Raw genomic sequence first — 14315 nt, 5'->3', positions numbered from 1 at the left:
GTCAGCCGGTCGCCGGTGCGGTCCGGGCGCCGGTGTTCACATCGGCGGAGGCGTCGGTCTTCTCGACGAAGCTGTAGGGCGGCAGCGGACCGTTCACCTTCAGGTCCAGCTGCGGTGCGGAGACGCCCAGCTCCTCTACGGCGGACAGCAGTTCGTCGGCCGCTTCCCGGTCGACCAGGACGGAGAGGTTCGCCAGCCAGCCCGCGCTCTGCGGGCCCTCGCTCACCTCGGCCGCCAGCGGCTCCAGGGCACGGCGCAGCAGTGCCGCGTCGAGGGGTTCCCGGGCCTGCACGGCACGGGCGACCTTCTCACCGAGCGCCAGCTTCTGCTCGTAACTGCCGCCGCCTGCCGCGCGGTTGGCCTCGCTCTCCGCGCGCAGTCCGGGCTGCTCCGCCATCACGACGTGCAGCACGGCCTCCTGGTGGTGGCTGGCCTTGATGTTGTACTCGACCTTGCCTTCGAGCGTGTCGAGGCGTTCCAGGAAGTGCTCGGCCCGCTCCACGAGCACCTCGCCGACGGTGGCGTCGTCCTCCGAGACGCTGCCGAACCGCATCGGCAGCACCACCCGCTCGGCGTTCGCCTCCGCCAGGACCTGCTGGTGGGCGAGGAGCTCACGGCGCTTGGGCCGCAGGTCGTCGGGGGCGTCGCTGACCACCGCCACCAGGCCGTCCCGCTCCAGTACCCGTACCGCGCGGGGCGGTTCGCCCACGCCGGTCAGGCCGTCGCGCAGGGGCGGGGCCGGGGTCCGGGTGATGCCGTAGACGTAGGTACTCACTCCCGCTCCTCCTTCTTGCGGGTGGCGGTGCGCCGTCGCGTACTGCCCTCCTGGGACTCGTCACGCGCCTGCTGGAACGCGTCGGACACGGTCTGTGCCGCGCCGCTGAGCGCGCCCTTGGTCTTTCCCTGGGCCCCGGACTCGGTGACCTGTCCGACGACGTCGGGCAGGCCGGGGCTCTTGTTGCGGCCCGACTCCAGGTCCAGCCGGTTGCACGCCTCGGCGAACTTCAGGTACGTGTCGACGCTGGCGACCACGACCCGGACGTCGATCTTGAGGATCTCGATGCCGACCAGGGACACCCGTACGAACGCGTCGATCACCAATCCGCGATCGAGGACGAGTTCCAGTACGTCGTAGAGATTGCCGGTTCCGCCGCCTTGTTGCTGTGCCGGAGCGACAGTCATGAGGCAGAGCCTCCTTCGCTGTTGGCGCCGCTTTCTGGCTTGGCTTCACGGGGAACTCCCGTGCGGCCACGGACGGGTAGCCCTCACCCCAAGGGTCAAACCCTCAGCCAGCGCTCCGCGGCGGCACCCAGTCGGCGGCGCTCCCGGCGGCGCAGCCGGCCCCGCAACGGGAGGAAAAGCTCGCCCTCCTCGCGGGCGGCGTGCTCGCGGAGCTGCTCGAACAGCGTGCTCATCCAGCGCTCGGCGGCCGGCGAGCAAGGCTCGGCCGCCGAAAGTTCCCGGGCGGTAGCCGACGCGACCGCCCACCGCTGCCGGGCCGCGGCGACGAGCCGCTCCCCCTCGGGCAGCACCCGGCGGACGACGGGGTGCAGCGCGCGGCGCTCCGCGAGGGCGTGCCGCTCCAGCCCGGCCGCCAGCTGCTCGGCGAGGGCGGCGCGGCGCTCCGGGTCGCGGGTCGCCTCGTAGGCCGTGACGAGGCGTTCGGCCTCCGCGTGAGCGTCCGTGAACAGTTCGAGTACGTCCGGGCGGTGCGGCATCGGCGCTCCTCGGTCTTCTTCCGGCTTCTTCGGCCCGCTGACCGTTTTGTCCGGGTCGCCGTTTCACCTCGTGGCGCGTGGGGACCCGCCTGCGTGAGCCGAAACGGAGGTGATCGCACGTGCAGCAGAATCAGACGAGGACCCGTGACGAGAACGCCCGGGAATCCCGCCGCCCGACGGTGAACGTCTCGCGGACGGCGCGCCGCCCGGACGGCCCCATGGGCTACGGACCGCACGCCACGTCCGGCGACCGGGACCCGGAGTCGCACATCTTCCGCGGCGAGGACTGACCGGCCGCGCTTCGGCCCTCCACCGGTACCCGGCCTCGCCCGGTTCACTCCGCGCACAGCGGGCACCCGCCCGGTCCACCGGCGCTCCCCGGCACGAACGGGGAGGGAGGAGGACCGCGGATGAGTGAGAAGAAGCCGACCGTCGAGGCGAAGGGCCCCGGTACCGCGCAGGTCCTGCGGTCGGCCCGGGAGGCCATCGAGGAGCTGACCGGCCTGGAGTCCGAATCGGTCTCCTCCGTCGTCAGAGGCGACGACGGCAGCTGGACGCTGTGTGTCGAAGTCGTCGAGCTGCGCCGGATCCCGGACAGCGTCAGCATGCTCAGCTCGTACGAGATGACGCTGGACCCGGACGGCGAGCTGACCGGCTACCGCAGGGTCCGCCGCTACGAACGGGGGAGGGCCGACCCACGCTGAACGCTGAGCCGTAGGCGCGCGAGGGCCAGGCCCTCGGGAGAGACACAGGGCTCAGGACAGACAGATACAGGGCTCAGGACAGGTACAGAGCGAGGATCGTCGCGTCGTCCTCCGCCTCCTGCGCCAGCAGGGTGGAGGCCGCCAGACAGTCAGTGGCTGCTTCGGCCGAACTGCTGCGTGCCGCGCACTCCCCTACCGCCGCCAGCAGGGCGGCGACCCCCTCGTCCAGGTCCATGCCGCGGCGTTCGATGACGCCGTCCGTGTAGCAGAGCAACAGGTCGCCGGACTGCAGCCGGGTGTCATTGATGGCGTACGGCGTGTGCGGCGTGACGCCCGGCATCATGCCGTGCTCCGCCTCCAGCAGCCGCGGTACGCCGTCCCGGACGAGCACCGGCGCGGGGTGCCCGGCGCTGGCCCAGCGGAAGACGCGGGACTCGGGGTGCAGGTGCCCCACCACGCAGGTGGCGGTGGTGTCCAGGCCGCCGTAGTAGACGACCTCCCCCAGCGCCATGGTCAGCTCGGCCGCGTCCTCGTCGGTGTAGGCGAGCCCGGCCAGCGCGGAGCGCTGCTGCACTGCCCGGCTGGCCGCGTCCACACCGTGTCCTGAGGCGTCGCCGACGGCCAGCAGCAACCGGCCGTCGGGCAGCTCGCGGCACTTGTACCAGTCGCCGCCGACGCCCGAGTCGGAGGGCACATAGACGGCGCTGACGGAGAGCCACGGCGGGGTGAGCGCGCCCAGCGGCGGGGTGAGCGCCCTGCGGAAGGTCTCGGAGACGCGGTGTTCGGCCGCCGCCTCCTCGCGCAGCCGTTCGGTCTCGCTCAGCGCCCGGCTCAGCAGCTCCTCCTGACCGGTGACGTTCCGCGCGGCGAACAGCAGCGACTCCGGCACCTCGGCGCCCTCCGGCTGTGCGTGGCCGAGCCAGCGGATCCGCCGCGTCGATTCCCCCACGTGGACGGTCAGCTCCCGGTCGGGCACCTCGCCGCCGGCCAGCAGCATCCGCATGTCCTCGACGAACGCGGGCATGTCGGCCGGGTCGATCATCCGCCCCACGGTGAACAGATCGGCGGCGATGTCCTTGGCCGAGGTCACCGAGCGGGCGGCGTCCTCCAGCTCGTTGTCTCCCTCCAGCGGGACGCCTTCCGGCGGTGGCGCCGTCAGGCCCAGCAGCTCGCGCATCCCCAGCGACCAGCGCATCCGGCCGGTGATCAGATCCCACTCCGCCCACCCCATCCGGCCCCGCTCCTGGATACGGCGGCTGAGTCTGGCCTCACCCACCGGCTCCCAGTTCGTCAGCAGCAGCCCCTCGTCCGGCAGCAGGGTCACGGTGCCGCGCAGCCGGGCCCGCTGGAGTACGCCGTCGATGACGTCGACGTAGTCGATCGTGTCGCTGGAGACGGGGCTGCCGCGGTCCAAGGCAGCGCGGTAGACGTCGTACATCCCGCTGGTACGGACGCCCGGCCGGGTCTCGGACAGCCGCTTGCCGAGGAAGTCGTAGGAGCCGCGCTCCACCCCGCTCAGCTCGAAGTGGTTGGCACCGACGACGATGAAGTCACGGATCGTACCGTCCGCGGCGTACTCCGGGCGCAGCACTGTCGAGCTGCCCCGCAGCACGCCCAGCACGGCGGGCAGCCAGGACGGCAGTCCGGGCAGTACCGCCACATCGCTGGGCGGTGCGCTCTCGGCGCCGTCGTAGGCGAACGGCCCGGTCGTCGGCCGGCCCGCCGCGTCCGGGGAGTGGCCGGAGTGTGCGGGGTGTGCGGGGCTCGCCTCGGCGATCCGGACGCGCGCACGGTGCCGGGCACGCGCGACCGTGCGCAGCGCCAGCTGGTTGAGCTCCTCGAGCGCGCTTTCCGGAGCAGCTGCGGCGGCTCCGGTGGCGAGGTCCGCAGATGAGGCGTCCATATGTGCTCATTGTCGGCCTTGCCGCGCTTCTTCGCCGGGTGGCGGGCAACCCGGGAGGCCCAGCGGGGCACCCACGCGGGCGCGCTCGCCTAAAGTCGGAAGCATGACGGCAGACGAGGGGTCGGTACGGGTCGACAGCTGGATCTGGTCCGTACGGCTGACGAAGACCCGCTCCCAGGCGGCGACCGCGGCCCGCGGCGGACACGTCAAGGTCAACGGTGATCGGGTGAAGGCGGCGCACGCCCTCCGGGTGGGGGACGAGGTACGGGTGCGGCAGGCAGGGCGCGAGCGGATCGTGATCGTCAAGCGGCTGATCAAGAAGCGGGTGGGGGCGCCGGTCGCCGTCGAGTGCTACCAGGACAACAGTCCGCCGCCGCCGAGCGCGGTGGACGTCCCCGTCGTCGCCCGCCGCGAGAGGGGCGCGGGGCGCCCCACCAAGCGCGATCGCCGCGAGCTGGAGCGCCTCCGCGTTCCTCGCCACTGACGAGGGGGTGCCCCTTCCCGGCCGTCGCAGGCTGCGGGGTGCTTCGTGGCTTGGCGCGCAGTTCCCCGCGCCCCTGACGGGGCGCGTCTCCCCTACTGTGCTTGGACAGTCTGCTCCCCCAGCCTCCGGCCGGGAGGTGCCCCCAGGGCGCAGGGTGGGCAAGCGCAGCCCCCCAATACGGGGTAGGCATGAGGCTCGGGCCAGCCCGCCGGCCGCAACCATGCGGGGCACGCAAGAAGCGCGGGAGACTAAGGCTCGCGCAAACGCTCCGCGATGACCGCTGCCTGGACGCGGCGGCCGACGCCGAGTTTGCCGAGGATGGCGGAGATCCGGTTCTTCACCGTCTTCTCCGCAAGGAAGAGCCGCTCGCCGATCTGGCGATTGGTCAGCCCCTCGCCGATCAGTGCGAGCACCTCCCGCTCGCGCGGCGTGAGCCGGGCGAGCTCCGGCGGGCCCGCGCGGTTCTCCCGGGCCCGGACACGCGCCATGACGCGCCCGCTCGCCCCCGGGTCGAGCAGCGGAGTGCCGTCCGCAACCGTGCGGATCGCGCTGACCAGGTCGGCACCCTTGATCTGCTTGAGCACATAGCCCGCGGCGCCCGCCATGACCGCGTCCATCAACGCCTCGTCGTCGTCGAAGGAGGTGAGGATGAGGCACACCAACTCGGGCATTCGGGCGCGCAGTTCCCGGCAGACCTCGATACCCGAGTGGTCGCCGTCCTGTTCGGCGCTGCCCAGCCGCACATCCAGCACCGCGACATCGGGGCGCACCGCGGGGACCCGGGTGAGCGCTTCCTCGGCGTCGGACGCCTCGCCGACGACCTCCAGATCCGGCTCCCCGTCCAGCAGGTCGCGCAGCCCTCGCCGTACCACCTCGTGATCGTCGAGCAGAAAGACACGAACAGGTGCTGCGGGGCGGGCGGTAACGCCGCCCAGGCTGTCGGAACCCGGCACTGGACCTCCTTCGGTACGCCTTCCCAGCCTGCGGCACGCACCGCCCGAAGAGTAGGGGCCGTTCGGTACCCGACGGGGCGGCCCGTCAAGCCGGGCAACCGGAACGCGAACTCCCGGCCGGGCGACGGAAGTACCGAGGTGGAGCCGGAAACGACCGGCGACCTGAGGTCGGTTCGGCCGTAGACTGCCGGTTCCGGGGTCGTGCGGGGGCCCGGATGTCGTACAGCGTACGGAGGTGCGCATGTCGGACGCTGCCAGAGCGGGGCAGCACCGTCCGGACCGAGGGACGGACCGGGGCGGGGACCGGGTGGAGGGCCGCGAGGAGCTGCCCCACTTCCGGCTGGACGAGCTGCTGGACGAGCTCCAGACGCGGCTGGACGCCGCACGCCTGACCCAGGACCGGATGCACAGCCTGCTGGAAGCCGTGCTCAGCGTCGGGCGGGAGCTGGATCTGTCCCAGGTGCTGCGCCGCATCGTGGAGGCGGCGCTGGCGCTGACCGACGCCGAGTACGGCGCGCTGGGCGTCATCGGCGACGGGCAGCGGCTGTCGAGCTTCCTGCCCGTGGGCATCTCGGCGGAACAGTCCGCGCGCATCGGCCCGTTGCCGTCGGGGCACGGCGTGCTCGGCGAACTGATCCGCGATCCACGGCCGTTACGCCTCACCGACCTGGCGGCGCACCCGGCCAGCCAGGGCTTCCCCGCACACCATCCGCCGATGCGCACGTTCCTGGGCGTGCCCGTGCGGGTGCGGGACGAGGTCTTCGGCAATCTCTATCTGACCCAGAAGCGCGGCGGTGCGGACTTCGACGCGGACGACGAGGCGGTCGTCACCACGCTGGCCGTCGCCGCCGGGGTCGCCGTCGACAACGCGCGGCTGTACGCGGAGAGCCGGCGCCGCGAGCAGTGGCTGGAGGCGCTGGGCGAGATCACCCGGCTACTGCTGAGCGGTGCGACCTCGAACGAGGTGTTGCGGCTGATCGCGCAGCGGGCGCTGGAGGTGGCGCAGTCCGACACCTCGTGCGTGCTGCTGCCGGACACCGAGGGCGGCGCGGACGCGCTGCGAGTCGTGACGGCGGTCGGTGACCTCGCCAAGGAGCAGACAGGGGTGATCGTGCCCTACGACGACACCCTGTCGGGGCTCGCGGCCCGTACCGGGGAGTCGGCGGTGACGGCGGACATCGGCAACGATCCGCGTACCCATGCCTTTCCCGACGGGGAGGCCGAGCACGGCCCCGTCGTCGCCGTGCCGCTGCTGGCGCAGCAGGACGCGCCGGGTGCGCTGCGGCTGAGCCGGCTCAAGGGACGGCCGCCGTTCGACGAGACGGAGGTGGAGCTGCTCAAGGACTTCGCGGCGCAGGCGGCACTCGCGCTGGAGATGGCGCAGCACCGCGCAGAGTCCGAACAGCTGGCGCTGCTGCACGACCGCGACCGCATCGCCCGCGACCTCCACGATCTGGCCATCCAGCGGCTGTTCGCCACCGGGATGACGCTGCAGAGCGCGGGGCGGCTCATCGAGCGGACCGAGGCGGCGGAACGGGTGAACCGGGCCGTGGACGACCTCGACGAAACCATCAAGATCATCCGCTCCACCATCTTCGCGCTGCGTACCTCCGGGGAGGGCGCAGCGGACCCCGCCATCAGTCTGCGCAGGACCCTCGCCAAGGCCGTCAGCGACGCCGCCGAGCGGCTCGGTTTCCTGCCGTCCCTGCGGATGGAGGGACCGGTCGACACCAATGTGCCCGTGGAGGCGGCCGAACAGGTGGGCGCGGTGCTGGCCGAGGCGCTGAGCAACATCGTGCGGCACGCGCGGGCACGCCGGGTGGACGTGACGCTACAGGTCGGCGCGGCGATCTCACTGACCGTCGTCGACGACGGTGTGGGACTCGACGCCGCCGCGGTCAGCGGTGCCGGCTCGCACTCCGGAGGGCTCGCCAACATGCGGTCGCGGGCCGAGCTGCTCGGCGGCGCGCTGACCGTGACGCCGGGTCCGGGCACCGATTCGGCATCCGGGGCAGGTCCCGGCACCCGCATCGTCTGGGAGGTGCCCCTCCCCCACGACGGTGAGCCGGCCAGAGCGTAGGCCGCCTGCCCCGCGCCCAGCCGGGCGGCAAAGCCGGAAGGAAGGCATGCCGACCGGGCGGCCAGGGGACCCGGCACGCATGACGAACCTCGGTCTGCCGGACAGCATCCGCGCATGTCTGTTCGATCTCGACGGTGTGCTCACCAAGACGGCCGTCGTGCACGCTGCCGCCTGGAAGGAGATGTTCGACGCGTATCTGCGCAACCGCGAAGGGCCCGGCTTCCGCCCCTTCGACCCGGTGGCGGAGTACGACGCGTACGTGGACGGGCGCCCGCGTGCCGACGGCGTACGCACCTTCCTCGCCTCACGCGGCATCCAGCTGCCGGAGGGCACCGACGACGACCCGCCCGGCCGGGAGACCGTGCACGGGCTGGGCAACCGCAAGAACGAGCTGCTGCTGGAGAAGATCCGCAAGGACGGCGTCGAGGCGTACGACGGCTCGCTGCGCTATCTGTACGCGGTGCGAGCGGCCCGGCTGCGGACTGCGGTGGTCTCCTCCAGCGCCAACTGCCGCGACGTCCTCGCCTCGGCAGGCATCGAGGACCGGTTCGACGTGACGATCGACGGCATCGTGGCCAGGGAACGCCGGCTGCCCGGCAAGCCGCATCCCGACACCTTTCTCGCCGCCGCCGAGGAACTGGGCGTACCGGCGGCCGAGTCGGCGGTCTTCGAGGACGCACTGGCCGGGATGGACGCCGGCCGGGCCGGACACTTCGGGTACGTCGTGGGGGTCGACCGGACGGGACAGGCCGACGCATTGCGCGCACACGGCGCCGACGCCGTCGTCCAGGACCTGCAACAACTGCTCCCGGACCGCGAGCTGGAGCACGTGCCGGGGAAGGAGCGCCCGTGATCAGCCATTCCTGCTACGCCGTACAGCCGTGGTCCTTGCGGGAGAGCGAGCTGCATCTGGACGTCCTCCCGCAGAGCGAGTCCGTCTTCGCCCTCTCCAACGGGCACATCGGCTGGCGCGGCAATCTCGACGAGGGCGAGCCGCACGGACTGCCGGGCACCTATCTCAACGGGGTGCACGAGCTGCACCCGCTGCCGTACGCGGAGGCGGGCTACGGCTATCCCGAGTCCGGACAGACCGTCATCAACGTCACCAACGGCAAGATCATGCGGCTGCTCGTCGACGACGAGCCGTTCGACGTCCGCTACGGCAAGCTGCGCTTCCACGAGCGCGTACTGGATCTGCGGACGGGGCTGCTGCGCCGGGTCTGCGAGTGGAGCTCACCGGCCGGCTGCACCGTACGGGTGACCTCGACCCGGCTGGTCTCCTTCAGCCAGCGCGCCATCGCCGCCGTCGCCTACGAGGTGGAACCGCTGGACTCCGACGTCCGGATCGTCGTCCAGTCGGAGCTGGTCGCCAACGAGCAGCTGCCGCAGAAGACCGGCGGGGACCCGCGGGTCGCCGCCGCGCTGGAGGATGTGCTGCTGCCGGAGGAGAACTTCGCCCACGAGATGCGGCTGCGGCTGGTGCACTGCACCGAGCGCAGCGGGCTGCGGGTCGGTGCGGCGGCCGACCACACCGTGCAGGGACCGGCGTCGACCAGCACCTCCAGCGAGAGCGGGGAGAACGTCGCCCGGCTCACCGTCACCGCCGAACTGCAACCGGGCGCACCGCTGCGGGTGGAGAAGCTGGTCGCCTACGGCTGGTCCGGAGCCCGCTCACTGCCCGCGGTACGCGACCAGGTCGACGCGGCACTGGCCGGTGCCCGCAGCAAGGGCTGGCAGGGACTGGTGCAGCAGCAGCGGGAGTATCTGGACAGCTTCTGGGCCCGCGCCGATGTGGAGGTGGACGGCGACGCGGAGATCCAGCAGGCGGTGCGCTTCGCGCTCTTCCACGTGCTTCAGGCGGGCGCCCGCGCCGAGAAGCGCGCCATCCCCTCGAAGGGGCTGACCGGTTCCGGTTACGACGGCCACTCCTTCTGGGACAGCGAGCAGTTCGTGCTGCCGGTGCTCACCTACACCTCGCCGGACTCCGTCGCCGAAGCGCTGCGCTGGCGGCAGGAGACGCTGCCCGCCGCGCGCGAGCGGGCCCGCCAGCTCGGCCTGCGCGGAGCCACCTTCCCCTGGCGGACGATCGACGGTTCGGAGTGTTCCGCCTACTGGCCGGCCGGTACCGCCGCCTTCCATGTCAACGCGGACATCGCGGACGCCGTCGTGCGGTACGTCGACGCCACCGGCGACGTGGAGTTCGAGCGCGAGACGGCGGTGGAGATCCTCGTCGAGACCGCCCGGCTGTGGCACTCGCTGGGCCACCACGACCACCACGGCGCCTTCCACTTCGACGGCGTCACCGGCCCTGACGAGTACAGCGCCGTCGCGGACGACAACCTCTACACCAACCTGATGGCGCAGCAGAACCTGCGCGCCGCCGCCGATGCCGTGGAGCGGTACACCGAGGAGGCAGCCGCGCTGGGGGTGGACGACGAGGAGGCAGCGGCCTGGCGGGACGCGGCGGACGCGGCGGCCCTCCCGTTCAACGAGACGCTGGGGGTCCACGAACAGTCGGCCGGCTTCACCGGGCACCAGATGTGGGATTTCGCCGCGACGGGGCCCGACCAGTATCCGCTGATGCTGCACTACCCGTACTTCGACCTGTACCGCAAACAGGTCATCAAACAGGCCGACCTGGCGCTGGCCCTCTACAAGCGCGGTGATGCCTTCGACGCCGAGCAGAAGGCCCGCAACTTCGCCTACTACGAGCAGATGACGGTCCGCGACTCCTCGCTCTCCGCCTGCTGCCAGGCCGTGATGGCCGCCGAGGTCGGTCATCTGCGGCTCGCCTACGACTATGTGGGCGAGGCCGCGCTGATGGACCTGGAGGACCTGGAGAGCAACACCCGCGACGGGCTGCACATCGCCTCGCTGGCCGGCGCCTGGATCGCGCTGGTCGCCGGGTTCGGCGGGATGCGGCTGCGGCGCGGCACGCTGGACTTCGCCCCCCTGCTTCCCGAACAGCTGAGCCGGCTGGCCTTCACGGTGCAGGTGCGGGAGCGGCGGCTGCGGGTGGACCTCGCCGGGACGACGGCCACCTACACGCTGCTGGAGGGCGAGCCGCTGGAGCTGTGCCACTGCGGCAAGCGCTTCACGCTGTCCTGCGGGACGCCCCGGACGCACCAGGTGCGGCGCCCGCCGCCGAGCCCCGAGCCGTCCCCGCCACCGGGCCGCCGGCCGGCTCGCCGTCACGGCGGTCCCGGACCGTCGGAGTAGCGTCCGAGCTTTGCCGACTGCGGGTGCTCCCCCAAGCTCTTCGAGCAGGGGACACCCCCAGGGCGCAGGGTGGGCAAGCGCAGCCCGCTATGCCGGGTACCCGGAATGGCGCTTCAGCTCCCGGCGGGCCAGCGAACGCTGATGCACCTCGTCCGGCCCGTCGGCCAGCCGCAGCGTCCGTGCCGAGGCCCACAGATGGGCGAGCGGGAAGTCCTGCGAGACCCCGCCGGCGCCGTGCAGCTGTACGGCATCGTCGATGATCCGCACCACCGCGCGCGGGGTGGCGATCTTGATCGCCTGGATCTCGGTGTGGGCGCCCCGGTTGCCGACGGTGTCCATCAGCCACGCCGTTTTCAGCACCAGCAGCCGCAACTGCTCGACCTGCACCCGCGCGTCGGCGATCCACTCGTGCACCACGCCCTGCCGGGCCAGCGGCTTGCCGAAGGCCGTACGGTCCAGCGCCCGCCGGCACATCAGCTCGATGGCCCGCTCGGCCATCCCGATCAGCCGCATGCAGTGGTGGATACGGCCCGGGCCGAGCCGGGCCTGCGCGATGGCGAAACCGCCGCCCTCCTCGCCGACGAGGTTGGCCGCCGGGACGCGTACGTCGTGGAAGACCACCTCGGCGTGACCTCCGTGGTAGTGGTCCTCGTAGCCGTAGACGGACATCGCACGGCGCACCTCCACGCCGGGGGTGTCGCGCGGTACCAGCACCATGGACTGCTGGCGGCGTACGTCCTCGCCGTCCGGGTCGGTCTTGCCCATGACGATGAAGATGGCGCAATCCGGATGCATGGCACCGGAGATGTACCACTTGCGGCCCGAGATGACATAGGAGTCGCCCTCCCGCCGGATGCGGGTGGCGATGTTGGTGGCGTCCGAGGAGGCGACGTCCGGCTCGGTCATCGCGAAGGCCGAGCGGATCTCGCCCGCCAACAGCGGCTCCAGCCACCACTCCCGCTGCTCGGTCGAGCCGAACTGGGCCAGCAGCTCCATGTTCCCGGTGTCCGGGGCCGCGCAGTTGAGCGCGGTCGGCGCCAACTGGGGGCTGCGGCCGGTGATCTCGGCCAGCGGCGCGTACTGGAGGTTGGTGAGCCCCGCGCCGTACTCCTCGTCCGGCAAGAACAGATTCCACAGCCCCAGCTTCCGCGCCGTGGCCTTGAGTTCCTCCTGGACCGGCACGGTGGACCAGGGCGAGTCCTGCTCGGCGCGCTGCTCCTCGGCCACCTGCTCGGCCGGGTACACGTGCGCGTCCATGAAGGCGAGCAGTCGCTCGCGCAGTTCCTCGGTACGCGCGTCGTATGCGAAGTCCATCTGCTGCTCAGCCCTTCCGCAAAGTGGTGAGTCCGTTGTCGATGAAGACCGGCACGAGCTCGCCGATCCGGTCGAAGCCCGCGCCGACGGTCTGGCCGAGCGTGAAGCGGTAGTGGATGCCCTCGAGGATCACGGCGAGCTTGAAGTAGGCGAACGCGGTGTACCAGTTGATCCGGGACACGTCGCAGCCCGACAGTTCGGCGTACCGCTCGATCAGTTCGGCCGCGGAGGGGTGGCCCGGTGCGCCGCTGGTGGTGCTGACCGGCGAGTCGGGCACGGCCTGGCGCTCGCTGTACATCGCCAGCAGCCCGAGGTCGGTCAGCGGGTCGCCGAGGGTGGACATCTCCCAGTCGAGCACCGCGGCAACCTCGTCGTCGGCGTCCACCAGCACGTTGTCCAGGCGGAAGTCGCCGTGCACGACGGTGGGCCGCGGCGAGTCGGGCAGCGTCTCGCCCAGCGCGGTGCGCAGTGCGTCGATACCGGCCAGCTCACGGCTGCGGGACGCCTCCAGCTGCTTGCCCCAGCGCCGCAGTTGCCGCTCCAGAAAACCTTCGGGCCGCCCGAAGCCGGCCAGCCCCACCGCCTCCGGATCGACGGCATGCAGCGCCACCAGCGTGTCGGGCAGCGCCAGGACGACCTCGCGGGTGCGCCCGGGTCCGAGCGGGGCGAGCTCCTCTGCCGTGCGGTACGGGGTGCCGTCGACGTGCTCCATCACATAGAACGGCGCCCCGATCACATCCGGGTCCTCGCACAGCAGCACCGTCCCCGGCACCGGCACGGCGGTGTCGCGCAGCGCGCTGATGACACGGTGCTCGCGGGCCATGTCGTGCGCGGTGGCCAGTACGTGACCGAGCGGCGGACGCCGCACCACCCACCGTCCCGTTCCGTCCGTGACCCGGTACGTCAGGTTCGACCGGCCGCCTTGCACGACCTCGGCGCTCAGCGGCCCGCGTATCAGCCCCGGACACTCCCGCTCCAGGTGCGCGGCCAGCCGTGCCGGATCGAGACCGGGCGGATTCTGTTCGCTCATCGTGCGCGCTCCTTCGACATCGCTCGGCACGATCATGCCGACTAGTCGGTATGTACGTCCAGAGGTGGCCCCTCTCTTTGTGCACGGCACCTGATTTTCCGCCGCGACGACCCTCTCAGGTCCGGATTGCCCCGTATGCGGCTGGCTCGGTGTGTGATGCACCGCTTTCCGCCCGAAGTCCCATGACACACCCACCGGTCGCGCCCTAGCCTCGGGGTATGCCCATGGGTGACAACGAGCCGCTGTTCGTACGCGACGAGCGGTACAGGAACGGCTACGTCCTCAACCACCGCAACCCTTCCGGACTCGCGCTGATCATCGTTCTCACGGTCGGCGTGCTGATCCTGGCCGCCGTCACGCTCGCCTGACCCGGCAGGTGGCCACCCCTCGCGGCGAAGCCCTCAGAACACCCCCGCGCGCGCCAGCGCGCTCCGCACCTCGGCGCGGGTCTCGTCCGGCGTACCGGCGACGGAAACGGTGACCCCCCACTCGTCCTCGCCGAGCGGCTCCAAGGCGTCGAACTGTGAGCGCAGCAGGCTCGGTGGCATGAAGTGGCCCTTGCGCCGGGCCAGCCGGGCGGCGATCAGCTCGTAGGAGCCGTCCAGGTGCACGAAGAACAGCCGCGGCGACGCCCGGCGCAGCCGCTCGCGGTAGCGGTGCTTGAGGGCCGAACAGACCAGTACGGCACCGCCGTCGGCGCGGCGGGCCAGCCAGTCGGCCATCGCGTCCAGCCACGGCGCCCGGTCCGCGTCGTCCAGCGGGATACCGGCCGACATCTTCTCGATGTTCTGCTCCGGGTGGAAGTCGTCCGCGTCGGCGAACGGCAGGCCGAGCGCCTCCGCCAGCCATTCGCCGACGGTGCTCTTGCCCGACCCGGACACCCCCATCACGACGACGAGCGGCCCCGGTG

15 protein-coding genes are annotated in these 14315 nt (G+C 71.8%); 7 read left to right on the top strand and 8 right to left on the bottom strand.

Features of this window, described 5'->3' with window-relative positions; genetic code table 11:
• Position 1 precedes the first annotated feature (1 nt).
• The 3 genes from ACTWP9_RS18720 to ACTWP9_RS18710 all read right to left on the bottom strand — a co-directional run bounded on the left by ACTWP9_RS18720 (position 2) and on the right by ACTWP9_RS18710 (position 1718).
• Positions 2 to 775, bottom strand: a complete 774-nt coding sequence (locus ACTWP9_RS18720) for a GvpL/GvpF family gas vesicle protein (protein ID WP_443247341.1) — start codon at positions 773 to 775, stop codon at positions 2 to 4.
• Positions 772 to 1182 (bottom strand): gas vesicle structural protein GvpA, encoded by a 411-nt coding sequence (locus ACTWP9_RS18715; RefSeq protein ID WP_443247340.1) that lies wholly within the window; start codon positions 1180 to 1182, stop codon positions 772 to 774. Before ACTWP9_RS18715 ends, ACTWP9_RS18720 begins: the two co-directional genes overlap by 4 nt.
• Before the next feature lie 95 nt (positions 1183 to 1277).
• On the bottom strand, positions 1278 to 1718 hold the full coding sequence (locus ACTWP9_RS18710; protein ID WP_443247339.1) for a hemerythrin domain-containing protein: 441 nt from the start codon (positions 1716 to 1718) through the stop codon (positions 1278 to 1280).
• Positions 1719 to 1837: 119 nt separating this feature from the next.
• Here ACTWP9_RS18710 and ACTWP9_RS18705 point away from each other — a divergent pair, with 119 nt between their 5' ends.
• Both ACTWP9_RS18705 and gvpO read left to right on the top strand, forming a co-directional pair.
• On the top strand, positions 1838 to 2008 hold the full coding sequence (locus tag ACTWP9_RS18705; RefSeq protein WP_443247338.1) for a hypothetical protein: 171 nt from the start codon (positions 1838 to 1840) through the stop codon (positions 2006 to 2008).
• A 120-nt stretch (positions 2009 to 2128) separates the two neighbouring features.
• Entirely contained in the window at positions 2129 to 2422 is a 294-nt protein-coding gene (gene gvpO / locus ACTWP9_RS18700) for a gas vesicle protein GvpO (protein ID WP_443247337.1), read from the top strand.
• A 73-nt stretch (positions 2423 to 2495) separates the two neighbouring features.
• Here gvpO and ACTWP9_RS18695 read toward each other — a convergent pair whose 3' ends face one another.
• Positions 2496 to 4325 carry a PP2C family protein-serine/threonine phosphatase gene (locus tag ACTWP9_RS18695; protein WP_443247336.1) on the bottom strand — a complete coding sequence of 610 codons (1830 nt, stop codon included), beginning with the start codon at positions 4323 to 4325 and terminating at the stop codon, positions 2496 to 2498.
• A gap of 103 nt (positions 4326 to 4428) precedes the next feature.
• Here ACTWP9_RS18695 and ACTWP9_RS18690 point away from each other — a divergent pair, with 103 nt between their 5' ends.
• The gene (locus ACTWP9_RS18690; RefSeq protein ID WP_443247335.1) at positions 4429 to 4809 is read left to right on the top strand and encodes an RNA-binding S4 domain-containing protein; all 381 of its coding nucleotides are present in this window, start codon (positions 4429 to 4431) and stop codon (positions 4807 to 4809) included.
• Between the two features lie 248 nt (positions 4810 to 5057).
• Here ACTWP9_RS18690 and ACTWP9_RS18685 read toward each other — a convergent pair whose 3' ends face one another.
• A complete protein-coding gene (locus tag ACTWP9_RS18685; RefSeq protein ID WP_443247334.1) occupies positions 5058 to 5762 on the bottom strand; it encodes a response regulator in 705 nt (234 codons plus the stop codon).
• A gap of 241 nt (positions 5763 to 6003) precedes the next feature.
• Here ACTWP9_RS18685 and ACTWP9_RS18680 point away from each other — a divergent pair, with 241 nt between their 5' ends.
• The 3 genes from ACTWP9_RS18680 to ACTWP9_RS18670 all read left to right on the top strand — a co-directional run bounded on the left by ACTWP9_RS18680 (position 6004) and on the right by ACTWP9_RS18670 (position 11061).
• The gene (locus tag ACTWP9_RS18680; protein WP_443247333.1) at positions 6004 to 7842 is read left to right on the top strand and encodes a GAF domain-containing protein; all 1839 of its coding nucleotides are present in this window, start codon (positions 6004 to 6006) and stop codon (positions 7840 to 7842) included.
• 79 nt (positions 7843 to 7921) lie between these two features.
• On the top strand, positions 7922 to 8695 hold the full coding sequence (locus tag ACTWP9_RS18675; protein ID WP_443247332.1) for an HAD family hydrolase: 774 nt from the start codon (positions 7922 to 7924) through the stop codon (positions 8693 to 8695).
• Positions 8692 to 11061 carry a glycoside hydrolase family 65 protein gene (locus ACTWP9_RS18670; RefSeq protein WP_443247331.1) on the top strand — a complete coding sequence of 790 codons (2370 nt, stop codon included), beginning with the start codon at positions 8692 to 8694 and terminating at the stop codon, positions 11059 to 11061. Before ACTWP9_RS18675 ends, ACTWP9_RS18670 begins: the two co-directional genes overlap by 4 nt.
• An 87-nt stretch (positions 11062 to 11148) precedes the next feature.
• Here the strand turns inward: ACTWP9_RS18670 and ACTWP9_RS18665 are convergent, their stop codons facing one another.
• Positions 11149 to 12375: an acyl-CoA dehydrogenase family protein gene (locus tag ACTWP9_RS18665; RefSeq protein WP_443247330.1), complete on the bottom strand. Its 1227-nt coding sequence runs from the start codon at positions 12373 to 12375 to the stop codon at positions 11149 to 11151.
• Positions 12376 to 12382: 7 nt separating this feature from the next.
• A complete protein-coding gene (locus ACTWP9_RS18660) occupies positions 12383 to 13405 on the bottom strand; it encodes a phosphotransferase family protein (RefSeq protein WP_443247329.1) in 1023 nt (340 codons plus the stop codon).
• A gap of 218 nt (positions 13406 to 13623) precedes the next feature.
• Between ACTWP9_RS18660 and ACTWP9_RS18655 the strand changes: the two genes are divergently transcribed.
• Positions 13624 to 13773, top strand: a complete 150-nt coding sequence (locus ACTWP9_RS18655; RefSeq protein WP_443247328.1) for a hypothetical protein — start codon at positions 13624 to 13626, stop codon at positions 13771 to 13773.
• A gap of 33 nt (positions 13774 to 13806) precedes the next feature.
• On the opposite strand, the gene ACTWP9_RS18650 is transcribed toward ACTWP9_RS18655, so the two are convergent.
• Positions 13807 to 14292: a gluconokinase gene (locus ACTWP9_RS18650; protein ID WP_443247493.1), complete on the bottom strand. Its 486-nt coding sequence runs from the start codon at positions 14290 to 14292 to the stop codon at positions 13807 to 13809.
• Between the last annotated feature and the right edge of the window lie 23 nt (positions 14293 to 14315).

The organism is Streptomyces sp. 3N207 (assembly GCF_052246355.1).
Lineage (GTDB): Bacteria > Actinomycetota > Actinomycetes > Streptomycetales > Streptomycetaceae > Streptomyces.
Note: the sequence above shows the minus strand (reverse complement) of the source record. Positions and strands in the feature narration are given on the sequence as shown.

Excerpts from the sequence above, each read along its gene's own strand:
- ACTWP9_RS18715 (WP_443247340.1), bottom strand. The coding sequence starts at position 1,182 with ATGACTGTCGCTCCGGCACAGCAACAAGGCGGCGGAACCGGCAATCTC.
- ACTWP9_RS18710 (WP_443247339.1), bottom strand. The coding sequence starts at position 1,718 with ATGCCGCACCGCCCGGACGTACTCGAACTGTTCACGGACGCTCACGCG.
- gvpO (WP_443247337.1), top strand. The coding sequence starts at position 2,129 with ATGAGTGAGAAGAAGCCGACCGTCGAGGCGAAGGGCCCCGGTACCGCG.
- ACTWP9_RS18695 (WP_443247336.1), bottom strand. The coding sequence starts at position 4,325 with ATGGACGCCTCATCTGCGGACCTCGCCACCGGAGCCGCCGCAGCTGCT.
- ACTWP9_RS18690 (WP_443247335.1), top strand. The coding sequence starts at position 4,429 with ATGACGGCAGACGAGGGGTCGGTACGGGTCGACAGCTGGATCTGGTCC.
- ACTWP9_RS18680 (WP_443247333.1), top strand. The coding sequence starts at position 6,004 with ATGTCGGACGCTGCCAGAGCGGGGCAGCACCGTCCGGACCGAGGGACG.
- ACTWP9_RS18675 (WP_443247332.1), top strand. The coding sequence starts at position 7,922 with ATGACGAACCTCGGTCTGCCGGACAGCATCCGCGCATGTCTGTTCGAT.
- ACTWP9_RS18665 (WP_443247330.1), bottom strand. The coding sequence starts at position 12,375 with ATGGACTTCGCATACGACGCGCGTACCGAGGAACTGCGCGAGCGACTG.
- ACTWP9_RS18660 (WP_443247329.1), bottom strand. The coding sequence starts at position 13,405 with ATGAGCGAACAGAATCCGCCCGGTCTCGATCCGGCACGGCTGGCCGCG.
- ACTWP9_RS18655 (WP_443247328.1), top strand. The coding sequence starts at position 13,624 with ATGCCCATGGGTGACAACGAGCCGCTGTTCGTACGCGACGAGCGGTAC.
- ACTWP9_RS18650 (WP_443247493.1), bottom strand. The coding sequence starts at position 14,292 with ATGGGGGTGTCCGGGTCGGGCAAGAGCACCGTCGGCGAATGGCTGGCG.